The sequence below is a fragment of the Ruegeria sp. BHSC037 genome, assembly GCF_059613045.1.
Window position 1 is genome coordinate 73,421 of the sequence record NZ_JBXWRT010000011.1, and the last position, 15,334, is coordinate 88,754.

Consider the following 15,334-nt stretch of genomic DNA (forward strand, 5'->3'; position numbering starts at 1 on the left):
CCCCATGCCCGTACTCGTGATGAAATTCGGCGGCACATCCGTCGCCAACCTCGACCGCATCCGCCGCGCGGCCAAGCGCATCGGCGTCGAAGTGGCCAAGGGCTATGACGTCATCGTCATCGTGTCGGCCATGTCGGGCAAGACCAACGAACTGGTCGGCTGGGTTGACGAGATCTCGCCGCTTTATGACGCGCGCGAATATGATGCCGTAGTTTCCTCGGGCGAGAATGTCACCGCCGGTCTAATGGCACTGACCTTGCAGGAAATGGACATCCCCGCCCGCAGTTGGCAGGGCTGGCAGGTGCCGCTGCTGACCGATGGCGCCCATTCGGCGGCGCGGATCCTGGACATTCCGACCGACAACATCAACCAGAAGTTCGGCGAGGGCATGAAGGTCGCCGTGGTGGCGGGTTTTCAAGGCCTCAGCCCCGAGGGGCGGATCACCACGTTGGGTCGGGGTGGCTCGGACACCACCGCAGTGGCTTTTGCCGCGGCCTTCGACGCCGAACGCTGCGACATCTACACGGATGTGGATGGCGTCTATACCACCGATCCGCGCATCTGCGAGAAGGCGCGCAAGCTGGACAAGATCTCGTTCGAGGAAATGCTCGAACTGGCCTCGTTGGGGGCCAAGGTGCTGCAGACCCGCTCGGTGGAGCTGGCGATGCGGTACAAGGTGAAACTGCGTGTTCTCTCGAGCTTCGAGGAACAGTCCGACGAGGCCGGAACCCTGGTCGTCGACGAGGAGGAAATCATGGAATCCAATGTAGTCTCGGGTGTGGCCTATTCGCGGGACGAGGCCAAGATGACCGTCGTGTCGGTCGCCGACCGCCCCGGCATCGCCGCGATCATCTTCAACGCGCTCAGCGATGAGGGGATCAATGTCGACATGATCGTGCAGAACATCTCGGACGAGGGGCGCACGGACATGACCTTCTCCTGCCCCACCAACCAGGTGGCGCGCGCCGAAAAGGCGCTGCTGGCGGTCAAGGAGCGTGGTGATCTGAACTATGCCGAACTGGTCGCCGATACCGATGTGGCCAAGGTTTCGGTTGTGGGAATCGGCATGCGCTCGCAGTCGGGCGTGGCGGCCAAGATGTTCAAGGTACTCTCGGATGAGGGGATCAACATCAAGGTCATTACAACCTCCGAGATCAAGATTTCCGTGCTGATCGACCGGAAATACATGGAACTTGCCGTTCAGGCGCTGCATGATGCCTTTGAACTGGACAAGGCGGCCTGAGCGTTTCGGCCAAGGTCCCGCCTGACACCGCAGGATAGACCGGGCGATGGCAGACGGAATGGAAACGGAATCCCGCAAGCTGCTGGGGCGGCTGCGCGAGGAGATGGCAAGCGAGGCGGCCGGTCAGGAGCGTCTTGACCGGATCACGCACCTGATCGCGGACAGCATGCGGTGCGAGGTGTGCTCGATCTACCTGTTCCGCGACGACGAAACCCTTGAACTCTGCGCGACCGAAGGGCTTGCCCCCGAAGCTGTGCACCAGACCCGCATGCGACTGGGCGAGGGCCTGGTGGGGCGCGTGGCCAAGTTCGGCAAGGTGATCAATACAGCCGATGCGCCTTCGGAAAAGGGTTTCCGCTACATGCCGGAAACAGGCGAGGAGCGGTATTCGTCGTTCCTGGGCGTGCCGATCCAGCGGCTGGGCCAGAAGCTGGGCGTTCTGGTCGTGCAGTCGCGCGACGCGCGCGAGTTTTCCGCCGACGAGGTCTATGCGCTGGAAGTGGTCGCGATGGTGCTGGCCGAGATGGCCGAGCTGGGCGCCTTCGTGGGCGAAGGGGCGGCCTTGTCGCCGTTGCACCAGCAATCGCGGCTGTTGCGGGGTGGGCCCGCGCAGGAAGGGTCGGCCGAAGGTCATGTTTGGCTGCACGAACCGCGCGTCGTGGTCACCAACCCCATCGCCGATGATCCGCACCGCGAGCTTGAGCGCCTGAACGCGGCGGTCGAAGAACTGCGCGTGGGCGTCGACAAGATGCTGGAAATCTCGCGGGGCGGCGATACCGAACAGCTGCAGGTCCTGGAAGCCTATCGGATGTTTGCCAATTCCAAGGGCTGGATGCGGCGGATGGAGGAGGACATCGCCCGCGGCCTCAGCGCCGAGGCGGCGGTTGAAAAGGAGCAGTCGCAGGCCCGCGCTCGGATGAACCAGGTCACCGACCCTTATCTGCGCGAACGGCTGGCCGATCTGGACGATCTGTCGAACCGCCTGCTGCGCATTCTGACGGGGCAGGGCCGCGACAACGGCAAGGAGATGCCGCCCGATCCGATCCTCGTGGCGCGCAATATAGGCCCCGGCGATCTGCTTGAATATGGTCGGTCGCTGAGGGGCATCGTGCTCGAGGAAGGCTCGGTCGGCAGTCATGCCACCATCGTCGCCCGCGCCTTGGCCATCCCGCTGGTTGTGCATGTGGGCCGGATCACGACCGAGGCTTTGAACGGCGACCACATTTTGGTCGATGGCGACGAGGGGGTGGTGCATCTGCGCCCCGAGGATACCGTGGTCAGCGCCTTCCGCGACAAGATGGCCATGCAGGCCGAAGCGCAGAAACGCTATGCCTCGATCCGTGAAACCCCGACCGTGACCAAGGATGGCGAGCGGATAAACCTGGTGATGAATGCCGGCCTGATGGCCGACCTGCCGTCGCTCAAAACGTCTGGGGCCGAGGGCGTTGGCCTGTTCCGCACCGAATTGCAGTTCCTGATCCGCAACCAGATGCCGAAGCGGTCCGAACTGGTAGCGCAGTACAAACGCGTTCTCGATTCGGCCGATGGCAAGCGCGTGGTATTCCGAACGCTGGATATCGGGTCGGACAAGGTGCTGCCCTACATGAAGCATGTCGCCGAGCCCAACCCGGCGCTGGGCTGGCGCGCCATACGCGTGGGCCTGGACAAGCGCGGGGTCATGCGCATGCAGCTGCAAGCGCTGATCCGCGCCGCGGAGGGGCGACCGTTGACGGTGATGTTCCCCTTCGTGGCGCAAGCCGATGAATACCGCGAGGCCCGGTGGGAGGTGAACAAGACTATCGAGCGCGAAAAGCGCCTGGGCCATGTTCTGCCTGAAACGCTTGAAATCGGGGCGATGTTGGAAACACCGTCATTGGCCTTTGCCCCCCAGAAATTCTTTGACGAGGTCGATTTCATCTCGATCGGTGGCAACGACCTGAAACAGTTCTTCTTCGCCGCCGACCGCGAGAACGAGCTGGTGCGACGCCGCTATGACACCCTGAATGTCAGCTTCCTCAGCTTGATCGAGCGCATCGTCGAACGGTGCGGAATTTCCGACACGCCGCTGAGTTTCTGCGGCGAGGATGCCGGCCGCCCGATCGAGGCGTTGTGCCTGGCGGCGATGGGCATCCGCACCCTGTCAATGCGCCCGGCCTCGATCGGCCCGGTCAAGAGCCTGCTGCTGCGGTCCAACCTGCAGGAGGTCCGCAAGATCATCGCCGACGCCCGCCATCGCGGCGAACAATCGGTGCGCCCGGCGATCATGGAGTATCTGCGCGCCAACGGCTGAAGGCATGATGGCCGCGAAAAAAGGGCCCGTTAGCGAAATCCGGGCTTGCTTTTTGGGCTTGGTCTTTCTATCCAAGCCACAAATGTTAGCGGTAACAGGGTGTCTGGCTGCAGACTGCGCCGGATTGTCCGAAAAAGGGAGCCAGCCATGGTTTCACGCGTAATCCCCGTAGATCCATTCGATCTGGTCCTGTTCGGCGCGACCGGAGATCTGGCCCAGCGCAAGATCCTGCCGGGCCTCTACCATCGGTTCGAAGTGGGGCAGATGCCCGAAGATGCGCGCATCATCGGGACCGCGCGGTCGGATATGGACGATGACGGGTTCCGTGCTCAGGTGCGCAAATCGATGAAGGAATTCGCGCCGTCCTTCAAGAAAGACGTTCTGGACCGGTTCCTGGCCCGGGTCGAATACGTGCCCGTGGATGCGCTGGGCGAAAACGGCTGGGACAAGCTGGCCAAGTCACTGCGCCCCGACGTGGTGCGCGCCTTTTACCTGTCGGTCGGTCCGAAACTGTTTCCCGGCATCGCGCAGCGCCTGCATGATCACGGGCTTGCCACGCCCGACAGCCGCATCGTGGTCGAGAAACCCTTTGGCCATGACCTGGCCTCGGCCAAGGCGCTGAACGAAGGTTTGCGCGCCTGTTTCGAAGAACATCAGATCTATCGGATCGACCATTACCTAGGCAAGGAAACGGTGCAGAACCTGATGGCGCTGCGCTTTGCCAACTCGCTGTTCGAACCGCTGTGGAACGCGACCCACGTGGATCATGTCCAGATCACCGTGGCCGAAACCGTCGGGGTCGAAGGGCGTGGCGCCTATTACGACCAGTCCGGCGCGATGCGGGACATGGTGCAGAACCACCTGGTGCAGCTTTTGTGCCTGACTGCAATGGAGCCGCCTTCGACCTTTTCGCCCAACTCGGTGCGCAGTGAAAAGGTCAAGGTGATCGAAGCACTGGAACCTGTGGCCTCGACCGACATCGCCCGCGGCCAGTACCGGGCGGAAAAGGGCGGCGACGGGTATGTCGATCATGTGGGCAACCCTGACAGCCTGACCGAAAGCTACATCGCGCTGAAGGTACGCGTGGGCAACTGGCGCTGGGCGGGAGTTCCGTTCTATCTGCGCACGGGCAAGCGTCTGCGCGCGCGTGAATCCGAAATCGCGGTGTTTTTCCGCGACCCGCCGCACACGATCTTTCCCAATGTCGGCCCGCTGCACGGCAACGTGCTGGTGATCCGCCTGCAGCCCGACGAGGGCATCACCCTGCGCACCACGATCAAGGATCCCGGCCCGGGTGGCTTCCGCCTGACGGATGTGGCGCTGGACATGAGCTTTGCCGAGGCGCTGGGTGCCGATGTGCGCGCGCAGGACGCCTATGAGCGGCTGGTGATGGACGTGATCCGCGGGGACCAGACCCTGTTCATGCGCGGCGACGAGGTCGAGGCCGCCTGGGCTTGGGTCGATCCCATCATCAAGGGCTGGGAAGAGCGCGGCGACCGTCCCTCGCGCTATGATCAGGGCAGTTCCGGCCCGGAAGACGCATTGATGCTGATGCATCGCGACGGGCGCCGCTGGCGCCAGATCGGAGGTTGAGATGGTTCACAACGTCATCACCGATGTCACCCAAAGAATAATCGAGCGTAGCGCCGATCCCCGCCGCACCTATCTGCAGCGGATGGAGCAGGCTCGGTCCGAAGGGCCGGCACGCGCGCATCTGTCCTGCAGCGGCCAGGCCCACGCCTATGCCGGGGCAGGGGCCGATCAGCAGACGCTGGCCACCACCAGCGTGGGCAATCTAGGCATAGTCACCGCCTATAACGACATGCTGTCGGCGCATCAGCCGTTCGAGCGCTATCCCGAACTGATCCGGCGCGCGGCCCGTGCCGCGGGCGGCACCGCGCAGGTGGCGGGCGGGGTGCCGGCCATGTGCGACGGGGTCACGCAAGGTGAGGCCGGGATGGAACTGTCGCTGTTCTCCCGCGACGTGATCGCGCTCGCGGCGGCGGTGGCGCTCAGCCACAATACATTTGACGCGGCGGTGTTCCTGGGGGTCTGCGACAAAATCGTGCCGGGGCTGGTGATCGCAGCGCAGAGCTTTGGCCATCTGCCGGCGGTGTTCCTGCCCGCCGGCCCGATGACCAGCGGCCTGCCCAACGACGAAAAGGCCAAGGTGCGCCAGAAATTCGCCGCCGGCGAAGCCACGCGCGAAGAACTGATGGCCGCCGAAATGGCCGCCTATCACGGGCCGGGCACCTGCACCTTCTACGGCACCGCCAACACCAACCAGATGTTGATGGAGTTCATGGGCCTGCACCTGCCGGGCTCCAGCTTCGTCAACCCCAACACGCCGCTGCGCGATGCGTTGACCGAGGAAGGCGCCCGCCGTGCCCTGTCGCTCAGCGCGCTTGGCAACAATTACACGCCGGTGTGTCAGATCCTCGACGAACGGGCTTTCGTGAACGGCATTGTGGGGCTGATGGCCACGGGCGGGTCGACCAATCTGCTGATCCACCTGATCGCCATGGCCCGTGCCGGGGGTATCGTGCTGGACTGGCAGGATTTCTCGGACATCTCGGGCGTCGTGCCCCTGGTCGCGCGGGTTTATCCCAACGGTTTGGCCGACGTGAACCATTTCCATGCCGCGGGCGGGCTGGGGTATACCATCGGCACGTTGCTGGACGAAGGCCTGTTGCATCCCGACACGCTGACCGTGGCGGGGCAGGGGCTGCATCACTACACGCAGGAACCCAAGCTGATCGATGGCGCGCTGGTCTGGGAGGACGGCGCCGGCCACAGTCTGAACGAAAAGATCCTGCGCCCTGCCAATGACCCGTTCCAGCCCACCGGTGGCCTGTCGCGCCTGAGCGGCAATCTGGGTACCGGCGTGATGAAGGTCTCGGCCGTGGCGCCCGAACACCAGGTGGTCGAGGCCCCTGTGCGCGTCTTCCACGACCAGGACGAGGTCAAGGCCGCGTTCAAGGCCGGCGAGTTCACCGGCGATGTCATCGTCGTGGTCCGCTTCCAGGGGCCCAAGGCCAATGGCATGCCAGAGCTGCACTCGCTGACGCCGATCCTGTCGATCCTGCAGGGGCGCGGGCAGAAGGTGGCTCTGGTGACCGATGGCCGCATGTCGGGGGCCTCGGGCAAAGTGCCCGCGGCGATCCATGTCTGCCCCGAGGCGCTGGATGGCGGCCCGATCGCCAAGCTGCGCGATGGCGACCTGCTGCGCGTCGACGCGGTGCAGGGTCAGCTTGAAATCCTGACCCCCGGCGTGCTGGACCGCCCCGTCGCCACCGCCGATCTTTCGGCGCATCAATACGGGGTCGGCCGCGACCTGTTCACCACGTTCCGCAACGCCGTCGGCTCGGCCGATGCCGGTGCCAGCATTTTCGGAGCCTGATCCTATGTCCGCAAAAACCCAACGCACCCGCGAGATCTGCGGATTGGCGCCCATCGTCCCGGTTCTGGTCGTCGATGACGCCGCGCATGCCCGCCCGCTGGCCGAGGCACTGGTGGCCGGTGGCTTGCCCGCGCTCGAGGTGACCTTGCGCACGCCCGCCGCGCTGGACGCGATCCGCGCCATGGCGCAGGTGCCCGGCGGGGTCGTGGGGGCCGGCACACTGGTCACGCCCGAAGATGTCCGCGCCGCGAAAGAAGCCGGCGCGCAATTCGGCGTATCGCCCGGTGCTACTGATGCCCTGATCGCCGCCTGTGAGGCCGAGGGCCTGCCGCTGCTGCCCGGCGCGGCCACCGCGACCGAGGCGATGCGCCTGCTCGAGCAGGGCTATGACATGCTGAAATTCTTCCCGGCCGAAGCTTCGGGCGGGGCGCCTGCGCTCAAGGCGATCGGCGCGCCGCTGCCGCAGATCACCTTTTGCCCGACAGGCGGCGTTTCGCCCGCCAACGCGCGCGACTACCTGTCCCTGCCCAATGTGATCTGTGCGGGCGGCAGCTGGGTCGCGCCGAAACAGATGGTGGCGCAGGGCGAGTGGGCGGGGATCGAAGCCCTCGCGCGTGAGGCGGCCGCGCTGATGGATTGACCTCGCCTGACCCGGCGCTAGGGTGGGCGCCACAACAGGCAGGTTGATCCACATGACAGACAATATGTCCCTAGCCCAAGGGCGAAGTTATCTGGCCATTCCGGGCCCTTCCGTGATTCCGGACGCGGTGCTGCAGGCCATGCACCGCCCGTCGCCCAATATCTACGCCGGCGAGTTGGTCGAGATGATGCCCGACCTGACGGCCGACCTGCGCCGCGTGGCCCGTACCCGGCACGAGGTGGCGATCTACATCGCCAACGGCCACGGCGCGTGGGAGGCGGCACTGTCCAACGTTCTGGCGCCAGGGGAAACCGTGCTGGCTCCGGCTTCGGGGCGGTTCACCCATGGCTGGGCGGAAATGGCCGAGCGTCTGGGCGTCAAGGTCGACCTGATCGATTTCGGCCCCTCCAACCCGTGGGACATGGACCGGATTGCACAGACCTTGCGGGCTGATGCCAACCACCGGATAAAGGCGGTTCTAGCGGTTCATGTGGACACGTCCAGCTCGATCCGCAACGACATTCCGGCGCTGCGGGCGCTGCTGGACGATCTGAACCACCCGGCATTGCTGATGGCGGATTGCATCGCCTCGCTGGGCTGCGACCGTTTCGAGATGGATGACTGGGGCGTCGATGTCATGGTCACCGCCTGCCAGAAGGGGCTGATGACCCCGGCGGGCATGTCCTTCGTTTTCTTCAACGACCGGGCCAAGGCCAAACGGGCCGCGATGCCGCGGGTTTCGGGCTATTGGGACTGGCAGCCACGATCAGAGCCCGACTGGTTCTATCAGTATTTCGGCGGCACCGCGCCGACCCACCACCTGTATGGTCTGCGCGCCGCCCTGGATCTGATCCATGCCGAAGGGATTGAGCAGGTCTGGGCCCGCCATGCGCGGCTGGCACAGGCCGTCTGGGCCGCCTGCGAGAGGTGGGCCGAGGGCGGGGCGCTACACCTGAACGTTGGTGATCGCACGCATCGCAGCCATGCCGTCACCGCCCTGCGCCTGACCGAGGGTCGCGGCACGCCTCTACGCAGCTATACCGAGCGGCATTTGGGCCTGACCTTGGGTATCGGGCTGGGCATGGCGGACGAGGACGCGTGTTTCCGGCTGGGCCACATGGGCCATCTGAACGGTCACATGGTCATGGGCCTGCTGGGCGGCATCGAAACCGCCATGGCCGCGTTGGAGATCCCGCGCGGGTCCGGCGCGCTCGAGGCTGCGGCGGCGGTTCTGGCGGGCTAGGCGTTGCGCGCTGCCGCCAGCGCCTGCGGCAGGGCGGCGGCAAAGGCGTCCAGATCGGCCTCGGTGCCGCAACTGACGCGGATGCAGCGGTTCTGCGGGGCTGCAAATGGCATCCGCACAAAGATCCCTTGCGCCACCAGCGCCTCCAGCACCGCCTTGGCAAATGCTCCGTCGTGCCCACAGTCGATTGCCACGAAATTGGTGGCCGAGGGCAGCGGGCTCAGCCCGTTGTCACGCGCAATAGCGCCGATCCGGTCGCGGGCCGAGACTATCCGCGCCTGTACCTGCTTCAGCCAGTCTTGATCGTGCAGGGCGGCCAGCGCCCCGGCCTGCGCCATGCGGTTCATGCCGAAATGGTTGCGCACCTTGTTGAAGGCCGAGATCAACCCGGGCGCTCCGATCGCATAGCCGACCCGCGCGCCGGCCATGCCGTAAACTTTGGAAAACGTGCGCATCCGGATCACGCGCGGATCATCCGCCGCGACCGGCGCGGCGGTGCCGTCAGGCGCGCATTCCACGTAAGCCTCGTCCAAAACCAGCAGACAGCCGTCCGGCAGGGCGTCCAGCGCCGCGACGATGTCCGCGCCGCGGTGCCAGCTGCCCATCGGGTTGTCCGGGTTGGCCAGATAGACCAGCTTGGCCCCGACCTCGGCCGCCTTGGCGAACAGGGCGGCCGGGTCTTCGTGATCGTTGGCATAAGGCACCTTGTGGATCGCCCCGCCATAGCCCGCGACGTGGTAGTTGAAGGTGGGATAGGCCCCGTCCGAGGTCACGACCGCATCGCCCGGACCGACCATCAGGCGCACCAGATAGCCCAGCAGCCCGTCGATGCCTTCGCCGACCACGATGTTGTCGGGGTTGATCCCGTGGTGATCGGCCAGCGCATGGCGCAGATCGTGGTTCTCGGGGTCGCCATACATCCAGATGCCGTCAGCGGCCTGACGCATCGCCTCGATCGCGCGGGGCGAGGGGCCGAACACGCTCTCGTTCGCGCCCAGCCGGGCGACGAAGGGCGCACCGCGCTGGCGCTCCTGCGTCTCGGGGCCGACGAAGGGCACGGTTGCAGGCAGGGATTGGGCAAGCGGGGTGTATCTGGGTCCGGTCATGGGCGCAGATAATCCCAAGGGCATGGCCGGGGCAAGCCTTGCATGGGGCCGGGGCGTCCGCACTGATCTGCCCTCACGTCGGGCTGGCGTCGGCTGCGGGTTTCGGGGCATGGTTTGCCCGGAACATCAAACCCGGAGGCCCAGATGGCGCGCGTATCAGTCGAATACAGGAACCACATCGCCCACGTCACCCTGACCCGCGGCGACAAGATGAACGCGCTGGATGATGCGATGATCAAGGCGATCCTGGCAGCGGGGCAAGAGGTCGCCGCCTCGGACGCCCGTGCCGTGGTGCTGTCGGGCGAGGGCAAAAGCTTCTGCGCGGGGCTCGACATGGCCAGTTTCGCGACCATGGCGCACAAGGACCCGACCGAGTGGCTGATGACCCGCAGCCATGACGACGCGAATGAGATGCAGGAACTGGCGCTGGTCTGGCGCCGCGTGCCGGTGCCGGTGATCTGCGCCATTCAGGGCGTGGCTTATGGTGGTGGCCTGCAGATCGCGCTGGGCGCCGATATCCGCATTGCCCATCCCGACGCCAAGCTGGCCGTGATGGAGATGAAATGGGGCATCATCCCCGACATGGGCGGCATGGTCCTGTTGCCGAAACTGGTGCGGTCGGACGTGCTGCGCCTGCTGACCTACACCGCGCGGCCCATCGGTGCTGCACAAGCCGCCGATTGGGGGTTGGTCACCAGCCTGTCGGATGATCCGCTGACCGAAGCCATCGCACTGGCCGAGGATATTGCGGGCAAGAGCCCCTCGGCCATTCGCGCAGCGAAACGTCTGATCGAGGTGGCCGAATGCAAGTCGCGCGCCGAGGTTCTGCTGGCCGAATCCGCCGAACAGGTCGAGTTGATCGGCAAACCCGACCAGATGGAAGTGGTGATGGCCCAGATGCAGGGCCGCAAGCCCGAGTTCAAATAGAGCTCGCGGGCCGCAGCCAGTTAGCCCTCAGCCCCGCAGGCGCGTCGTCACCCCATAGGCGATGCCGCCTGCCAGCAGACCCCAGACCGCCGCGCCCAGGCCGAACACGGTGATGCCCGAGGCGGTGATGGCAAAGGTCAGGATCGCGGCTTCGCGCTCGGCCGGAACCTCGAGCGCGGCGAAGGTGGCATTGGCCATGACGCCAATCAGCGCAACGCCGGTCAGCGTGCCCATCAGCATCGGATCGGCATGGGCGGCAAACCCGGTGATGGCCACAGCGAATACCCCGAACAGGCAATAGAACACCCCAGCCATGACCGCAGACCAATAGCGCTGATTCCGGTCGGGGTGGCTGTCCTCGTTCGAACACATGGCGGCGGTGATGGCCGCGAGGCAGGTTGCAGGCGCGCCGAAGAAGGCCGACAGGATGCTGGCCCCGCCCACGGCCGAGAACAGCCGTCCTGCGACCGGGGCATAGCCAAAGCTGCGCATGACCGCGATGCCGGGGATGTTCTGAGTGGCCATCGTGACCACGAATAGCGGCACCCCGATGCCAATCATCGACGGGACCGAGAAAGTGGGCGTGGTCCAGACCGGCGCGGCCAGCAGGTGGTCGGGGCGGACCGATGGGCCGTCAGAAAACAGAACGACGACCAGCGCGGCGGCCAGAACGGCGGCGGGGACCGCCAGCAGTCTGTGCACGCGTCCAGCGATGAACCAGGTCAGGATCACCGGCAGGGCCTGCCAGGGGATCTCGACCGCGGCCTTGAACGGGACGATGCACAGCGGCAGCAGCACCCCGCCCAGCATCGCCTGCGCCAAGGAGGTGGGAATGGCCGCGGCCAACCGCCCCACAGGGCGCCACAGCCCGGCCAACACGGTCAGCGCACCTGCAAACAGGAACGCGCCGGTGGCACCCGAGAATCCCGCAGCCGGCGCGGCCGAAACCGCCAGCAGCGCCGCACCGGGCGTGGACCAGGCCACGCTGATCGGTTGGCGGTACCACAAGCTGAGCAGGATGGCAGCCAGCCCCATGGCAAGGGCGGCCATCATCAGCCCCGATGCCGCCTGCGGCCCCGAGGCACCCATGGCGTCCAGCCCCTGCAGGACAATCGGAAACGAACTGAAAAAGCCGACTATGGCCACGACCAGCCCGGTTGAAACGGTCTGCATCGGCGGAAAGGGTCTGGACATGGGGCCCTCGGTGGATTGGTCCCGAGATTGCTAGCAACCGTTTGGCCCGGTGAACAGGGGTGGGTGGAAAAAACCCCGCCGGGCGTACGCGGCGGGGTTTCTTCGAGCGAGTGCGGGGGCTGACGGATCAGGCGATCTCGGCCAGTCGGGCCAGCGCTTCGTTGATGCGGGCCTCTTCCTCTTCGCGGGCGGCTAGGTTGGCCTTGGCCTCTTCCACCACCTCTTCCGGGGCCGAGGCCACGAATTTGGGGTTGTTGAGACGCCCGCGCAGACCGCCCAGTTCCTTGGCCAGTTTGCCCTTGGCTTTTTCCAGCCGTTCCTTTTCGGCGCCGATGTCGATGATGTCGGCCAGCGGCAGGCCAAAGGACGCGCCGGGCGCCGCGATCGAGATCGTGCCCTTGGGCAGCGTATCGGCCTTGGTCAGGCTGTCGATCCGGGCCAGCCGCATGATCAGCGCCTCGTTCCGGTCCCAGGCGGCTTGGCCGTGGGCGTCGATCTCGGTTACTAGCATCGGCACGTACAGGCCCGCCGGAACGCGCATCTGGGCGCGGGCCGAGCGGGTGTTCTCGATCACCGAGATCACCCAGTTCATCTCGCGATCCGCGTCGGCATCGACCAGATCCGCGGCGGCATAGGTTGGCCAGTCGGCATGCACCAGCATCTTGGCGCGGGTGCCGGTCAGGCCCCACAGCTCTTCGGTGATGAAGGGCATGATCGGGTGCAACAGGATCAGGCACTGATCCAGAACCCAGCGCATGGTGGCGCGGGTCTCGGCCTGGGCCTCGGCATCGTCGCCCTGCAGCAGCGGTTTGGACAGTTCCACGTACCAGTCACAGACCTTGCCCCACACGAAGGCATAAAGCCCGTTGGCGGCATCGTTGAAGCGATAGCTCTCCAGCGCCGCGTCGACCTCTTCCCGCACGCGGGCGGTTTCGCCGATGATCCAGCGGTTCACGGCCGCCTTGGGCTGCAGGTCGGCCACGTCAAGTTGCGGCACGGCGTCGGTGAAGACCTCGTTCATCTCGGCAAACCGGACGGCGTTCCACAGCTTGGTGCCGAAGTTGCGATAGCCGGTGATGCGCTCGCGCGACAGTTTCAGCACGCCGCCGATGGCTGCCATCGACGCGTTGGTAAAGCGCAGCGCGTCGGCGCCGAACTCGTCCACGATTTCCAGCGGGTCGATGACGTTGCCGGTGGTCTTGGACATCTTCTTGCCCTTCTCGTCGCGGACGAGCTGGTGCAAATAGACGGTGTGGAACGGGATTTCGTTCACCACGGCCAGTTGCATCATCATCATCCGGGCGACCCAGAAGAACAGGATGTCGAACCCGGTGATCAGGACATCGGTGGGGAAGTAGCGCTCCAACTCCTCGGTCTGTTCGGGCCAGCCCAGTGTGCCGATGGGCCACAGGCCGGACGAGAACCAGGTGTCCAGCACATCCGGGTCGCGCCAGACCGGATAGACCAGCTTGGTCGGATCGCGGTCGATCGCGTATTGCGCCAAGCTTTCGGCGAACCGGTGGATCGCCTCGTGCTTGTCGGCCACCTCGATCACCGTGGCGTGGCTGAGCGGGCTGGGAATGTCGGCATTGTCATCCAGGAACTTTCCGGTGACGTCCTCGAAGCTGGCGGCGCACTCCATGACCGCGCCCCGGTGCAGCATGCCGCCTTCGTTCAGCAGCCGGCCCAGTTCGACCAGGTCCAGCTCGCCGTCGTTTTCGTCATCCTTGAAATCCTCGGCCGACAGGTCCAGCCCGTACCAGACCGGAATCTGATGCCCCCACCACAGCTGGCGGCTGATGCACCAGGGCTCGATGTTCTCCAGCCAGTGGTAATAGGTCTTTTCGCCCGATTCCGGGATGATCTTGACCCGGCCGTCGCGCACCGCGTCCAGCGCGGGGCCCACGATCTTTGACGTCTCGACGAACCACTGGTCAGTCAGCATCGGCTCGATCACCACCTTCGAGCGGTCGCCGAAGGGCTGCATGATCGGTTTGCTTTCGACCAGCGGCACCAGCGCGTCGGCGCCCTCGGCATCGGGTTTCAGCGCGGTCGATCCCAGGCGCGGATCGTCCGCACGGGTCATCACGGCCAGGCCTTCGGCGGTGATTTCTTCGACCACCTTGGCGCGCGCCTCGAACCGGTCCAGGCCGCGCAGATGGTCGGGCACCAGGTTGATCGCGTCGATCTCGTTCTCGGTGAATTCGCGCCCACGGGCATATTCCTGGGCCTTGGCGGCTTCGTCCGCATAGGGCGCGCCGTCGGCCCGCATGTGGCCGCGCGTGTCCATCAGGCGGTACATCGGGATCTTGCCGCGCTTGGCCACCTGATAGTCGTTGAAATCATGCGCGCCGGTGATCTTCACCGCGCCCGAGCCGAAATTCGGGTCGGGGTATTCGTCGGTGATGATCGGGATCTGGCGGCGATGCTCTTTCGGGCCCACCGGGATTTCGCACAGCTTGCCGACGATCGGCGCATAGCGTTCGTCCGACGGGTGCACCGCAACCGCGCCGTCGCCCAGCATGGTCTCGGGGCGGGTCGTGGCGATCGAGATATAGTCGCGCTCTTCCTCGAGGATGACGTTCCCGTCCTCGTCCTTTTCGACGTAGGTGTAGGTCTCGCCCCCGGCCAGCGGGTACTTGAAGTGCCACATGTGGCCGGCGACCTCGATATTCTCGACCTCGAGGTCCGAGATCGCGGTCTCGAAATGCGGGTCCCAGTTGACCAGCCGCTTGCCGCGGTAGATCAGGCCCTTGTCGTACATGTCGACAAAGACCTTGATGACCGCGTCATGAAAGTTGGGGCTGTTTTCGTGGCCCGTGCGCGGGTCGCCGGCCGCGCCGGCCATGGTGAAGGCGTTGCGCGTCCAGTCGCACGAAGAGCCGAGGCGTTTCAGCTGCTCGATGATGGTGCCGCCGTATTCGCCCTTCCACTCCCAGACCTTCTCAAGGAACTTCTCACGGCCCAGTTCGTTCCGACTGGGTTGTTGCGTGGCGGCGAGCATCTTCTCGACCTGCATCTGGGTGGCGATGCCGGCGTGGTCCTGGCCGGGTTGCCACAACGTGTCGAACCCGCGCATCCGGTGCCAGCGGGTCAGGATGTCCTGCAGGGTGTTGTTGAACGCATGGCCCACATGCAGCGCGCCGGTCACGTTCGGCGGCGGGATCATGATGCAAAAGCTCTCGTCGCGCGACTTGTTCGCGCCTGCCTTGAAGGCTCCGGCCTCTTCCCAGGCCTTGTAGATCCGGGCCTCGGCCTCGGCCGCGTTGAATGTCTTGTCCATCGCCATCG

Annotated in this window: 10 protein-coding genes; 7 read left to right on the plus strand and 3 right to left on the minus strand. The window is 65.4% G+C overall.

The window, feature by feature from the left end; genetic code table 11:
• The first annotated feature begins 4 nt into the window (after nucleotides 1-4).
• The 6 genes from AC2FMN_RS12205 (at nucleotide 5) to AC2FMN_RS12230 (ending at nucleotide 8,816) form a co-directional block, all read left to right on the plus strand.
• Nucleotides 5-1,243 carry an aspartate kinase gene (locus AC2FMN_RS12205; protein ID WP_149775707.1) on the plus strand — a complete coding sequence of 413 codons (1,239 nt, stop codon included), beginning with the start codon at nucleotides 5-7 and terminating at the stop codon, nucleotides 1,241-1,243.
• Nucleotides 1,244-1,289: 46 nt separating this feature from the next.
• A complete protein-coding gene (gene ptsP, locus AC2FMN_RS12210) occupies nucleotides 1,290-3,533 on the plus strand; it encodes a phosphoenolpyruvate--protein phosphotransferase (RefSeq protein ID WP_496683355.1) in 2,244 nt (747 codons plus the stop codon).
• 147 nt (nucleotides 3,534-3,680) lie between these two features.
• Nucleotides 3,681-5,126 (plus strand): glucose-6-phosphate dehydrogenase, encoded by a 1,446-nt coding sequence (zwf, locus tag AC2FMN_RS12215; RefSeq protein WP_496683352.1) that lies wholly within the window; start codon nucleotides 3,681-3,683, stop codon nucleotides 5,124-5,126.
• 1 nt (nucleotide 5,127) lies between these two features.
• Complete coding sequence (gene edd / locus AC2FMN_RS12220) at nucleotides 5,128-6,933, plus strand: phosphogluconate dehydratase (RefSeq protein WP_496688448.1); 1,806 nt, start codon at nucleotides 5,128-5,130, stop codon at nucleotides 6,931-6,933.
• Between the two features lie 4 nt (nucleotides 6,934-6,937).
• Nucleotides 6,938-7,573, plus strand: coding sequence for a bifunctional 4-hydroxy-2-oxoglutarate aldolase/2-dehydro-3-deoxy-phosphogluconate aldolase (eda, locus tag AC2FMN_RS12225; RefSeq protein ID WP_496688450.1), 636 nt, complete (start codon nucleotides 6,938-6,940; stop codon nucleotides 7,571-7,573).
• Between the two features lie 52 nt (nucleotides 7,574-7,625).
• Nucleotides 7,626-8,816 carry a pyridoxal-phosphate-dependent aminotransferase family protein gene (locus AC2FMN_RS12230; RefSeq protein WP_496688452.1) on the plus strand — a complete coding sequence of 397 codons (1,191 nt, stop codon included), beginning with the start codon at nucleotides 7,626-7,628 and terminating at the stop codon, nucleotides 8,814-8,816.
• On the opposite strand, the gene AC2FMN_RS12235 is transcribed toward AC2FMN_RS12230, so the two are convergent.
• A complete protein-coding gene (locus tag AC2FMN_RS12235) occupies nucleotides 8,813-9,922 on the minus strand; it encodes a pyridoxal phosphate-dependent aminotransferase (RefSeq protein WP_496688454.1) in 1,110 nt (369 codons plus the stop codon). The genes AC2FMN_RS12230 and AC2FMN_RS12235 overlap by 4 nt on opposite strands.
• A 144-nt stretch (nucleotides 9,923-10,066) precedes the next feature.
• On the opposite strand from AC2FMN_RS12235, the gene AC2FMN_RS12240 reads away from it, so the two are divergent.
• Nucleotides 10,067-10,849: a crotonase/enoyl-CoA hydratase family protein gene (locus tag AC2FMN_RS12240; RefSeq protein ID WP_496688455.1), complete on the plus strand. Its 783-nt coding sequence runs from the start codon at nucleotides 10,067-10,069 to the stop codon at nucleotides 10,847-10,849.
• Nucleotides 10,850-10,876: 27 nt separating this feature from the next.
• Here the strand turns inward: AC2FMN_RS12240 and AC2FMN_RS12245 are convergent, their stop codons facing one another.
• Complete coding sequence (locus AC2FMN_RS12245; protein ID WP_496688456.1) at nucleotides 10,877-12,043, minus strand: benzoate/H(+) symporter BenE family transporter; 1,167 nt, start codon at nucleotides 12,041-12,043, stop codon at nucleotides 10,877-10,879.
• Between the two features lie 127 nt (nucleotides 12,044-12,170).
• On the minus strand, nucleotides 12,171-15,332 hold the full coding sequence (locus AC2FMN_RS12250) for a valine--tRNA ligase (protein ID WP_496688458.1): 3,162 nt from the start codon (nucleotides 15,330-15,332) through the stop codon (nucleotides 12,171-12,173).
• Nucleotides 15,333-15,334 lie beyond the last annotated feature (2 nt).

What these genes read in the sequence shown, in the direction of transcription:
- AC2FMN_RS12205 (WP_149775707.1), top strand. Translation starts at nt 5, where the DNA reads ATGCCCGTACTCGTGATGAAATTCGGCGGCACATCCGTCGCCAACCTC.
- ptsP (WP_496683355.1), top strand. Translation starts at nt 1,290, where the DNA reads ATGGCAGACGGAATGGAAACGGAATCCCGCAAGCTGCTGGGGCGGCTG.
- zwf (WP_496683352.1), top strand. Translation starts at nt 3,681, where the DNA reads ATGGTTTCACGCGTAATCCCCGTAGATCCATTCGATCTGGTCCTGTTC.
- edd (WP_496688448.1), top strand. Translation starts at nt 5,128, where the DNA reads ATGGTTCACAACGTCATCACCGATGTCACCCAAAGAATAATCGAGCGT.
- eda (WP_496688450.1), top strand. Translation starts at nt 6,938, where the DNA reads ATGTCCGCAAAAACCCAACGCACCCGCGAGATCTGCGGATTGGCGCCC.
- AC2FMN_RS12230 (WP_496688452.1), top strand. Translation starts at nt 7,626, where the DNA reads ATGACAGACAATATGTCCCTAGCCCAAGGGCGAAGTTATCTGGCCATT.
- AC2FMN_RS12235 (WP_496688454.1), bottom strand. Translation starts at nt 9,922, where the DNA reads ATGACCGGACCCAGATACACCCCGCTTGCCCAATCCCTGCCTGCAACC.
- AC2FMN_RS12240 (WP_496688455.1), top strand. Translation starts at nt 10,067, where the DNA reads ATGGCGCGCGTATCAGTCGAATACAGGAACCACATCGCCCACGTCACC.
- AC2FMN_RS12245 (WP_496688456.1), bottom strand. Translation starts at nt 12,043, where the DNA reads ATGTCCAGACCCTTTCCGCCGATGCAGACCGTTTCAACCGGGCTGGTC.
- AC2FMN_RS12250 (WP_496688458.1), bottom strand. Translation starts at nt 15,332, where the DNA reads ATGGCGATGGACAAGACATTCAACGCGGCCGAGGCCGAGGCCCGGATC.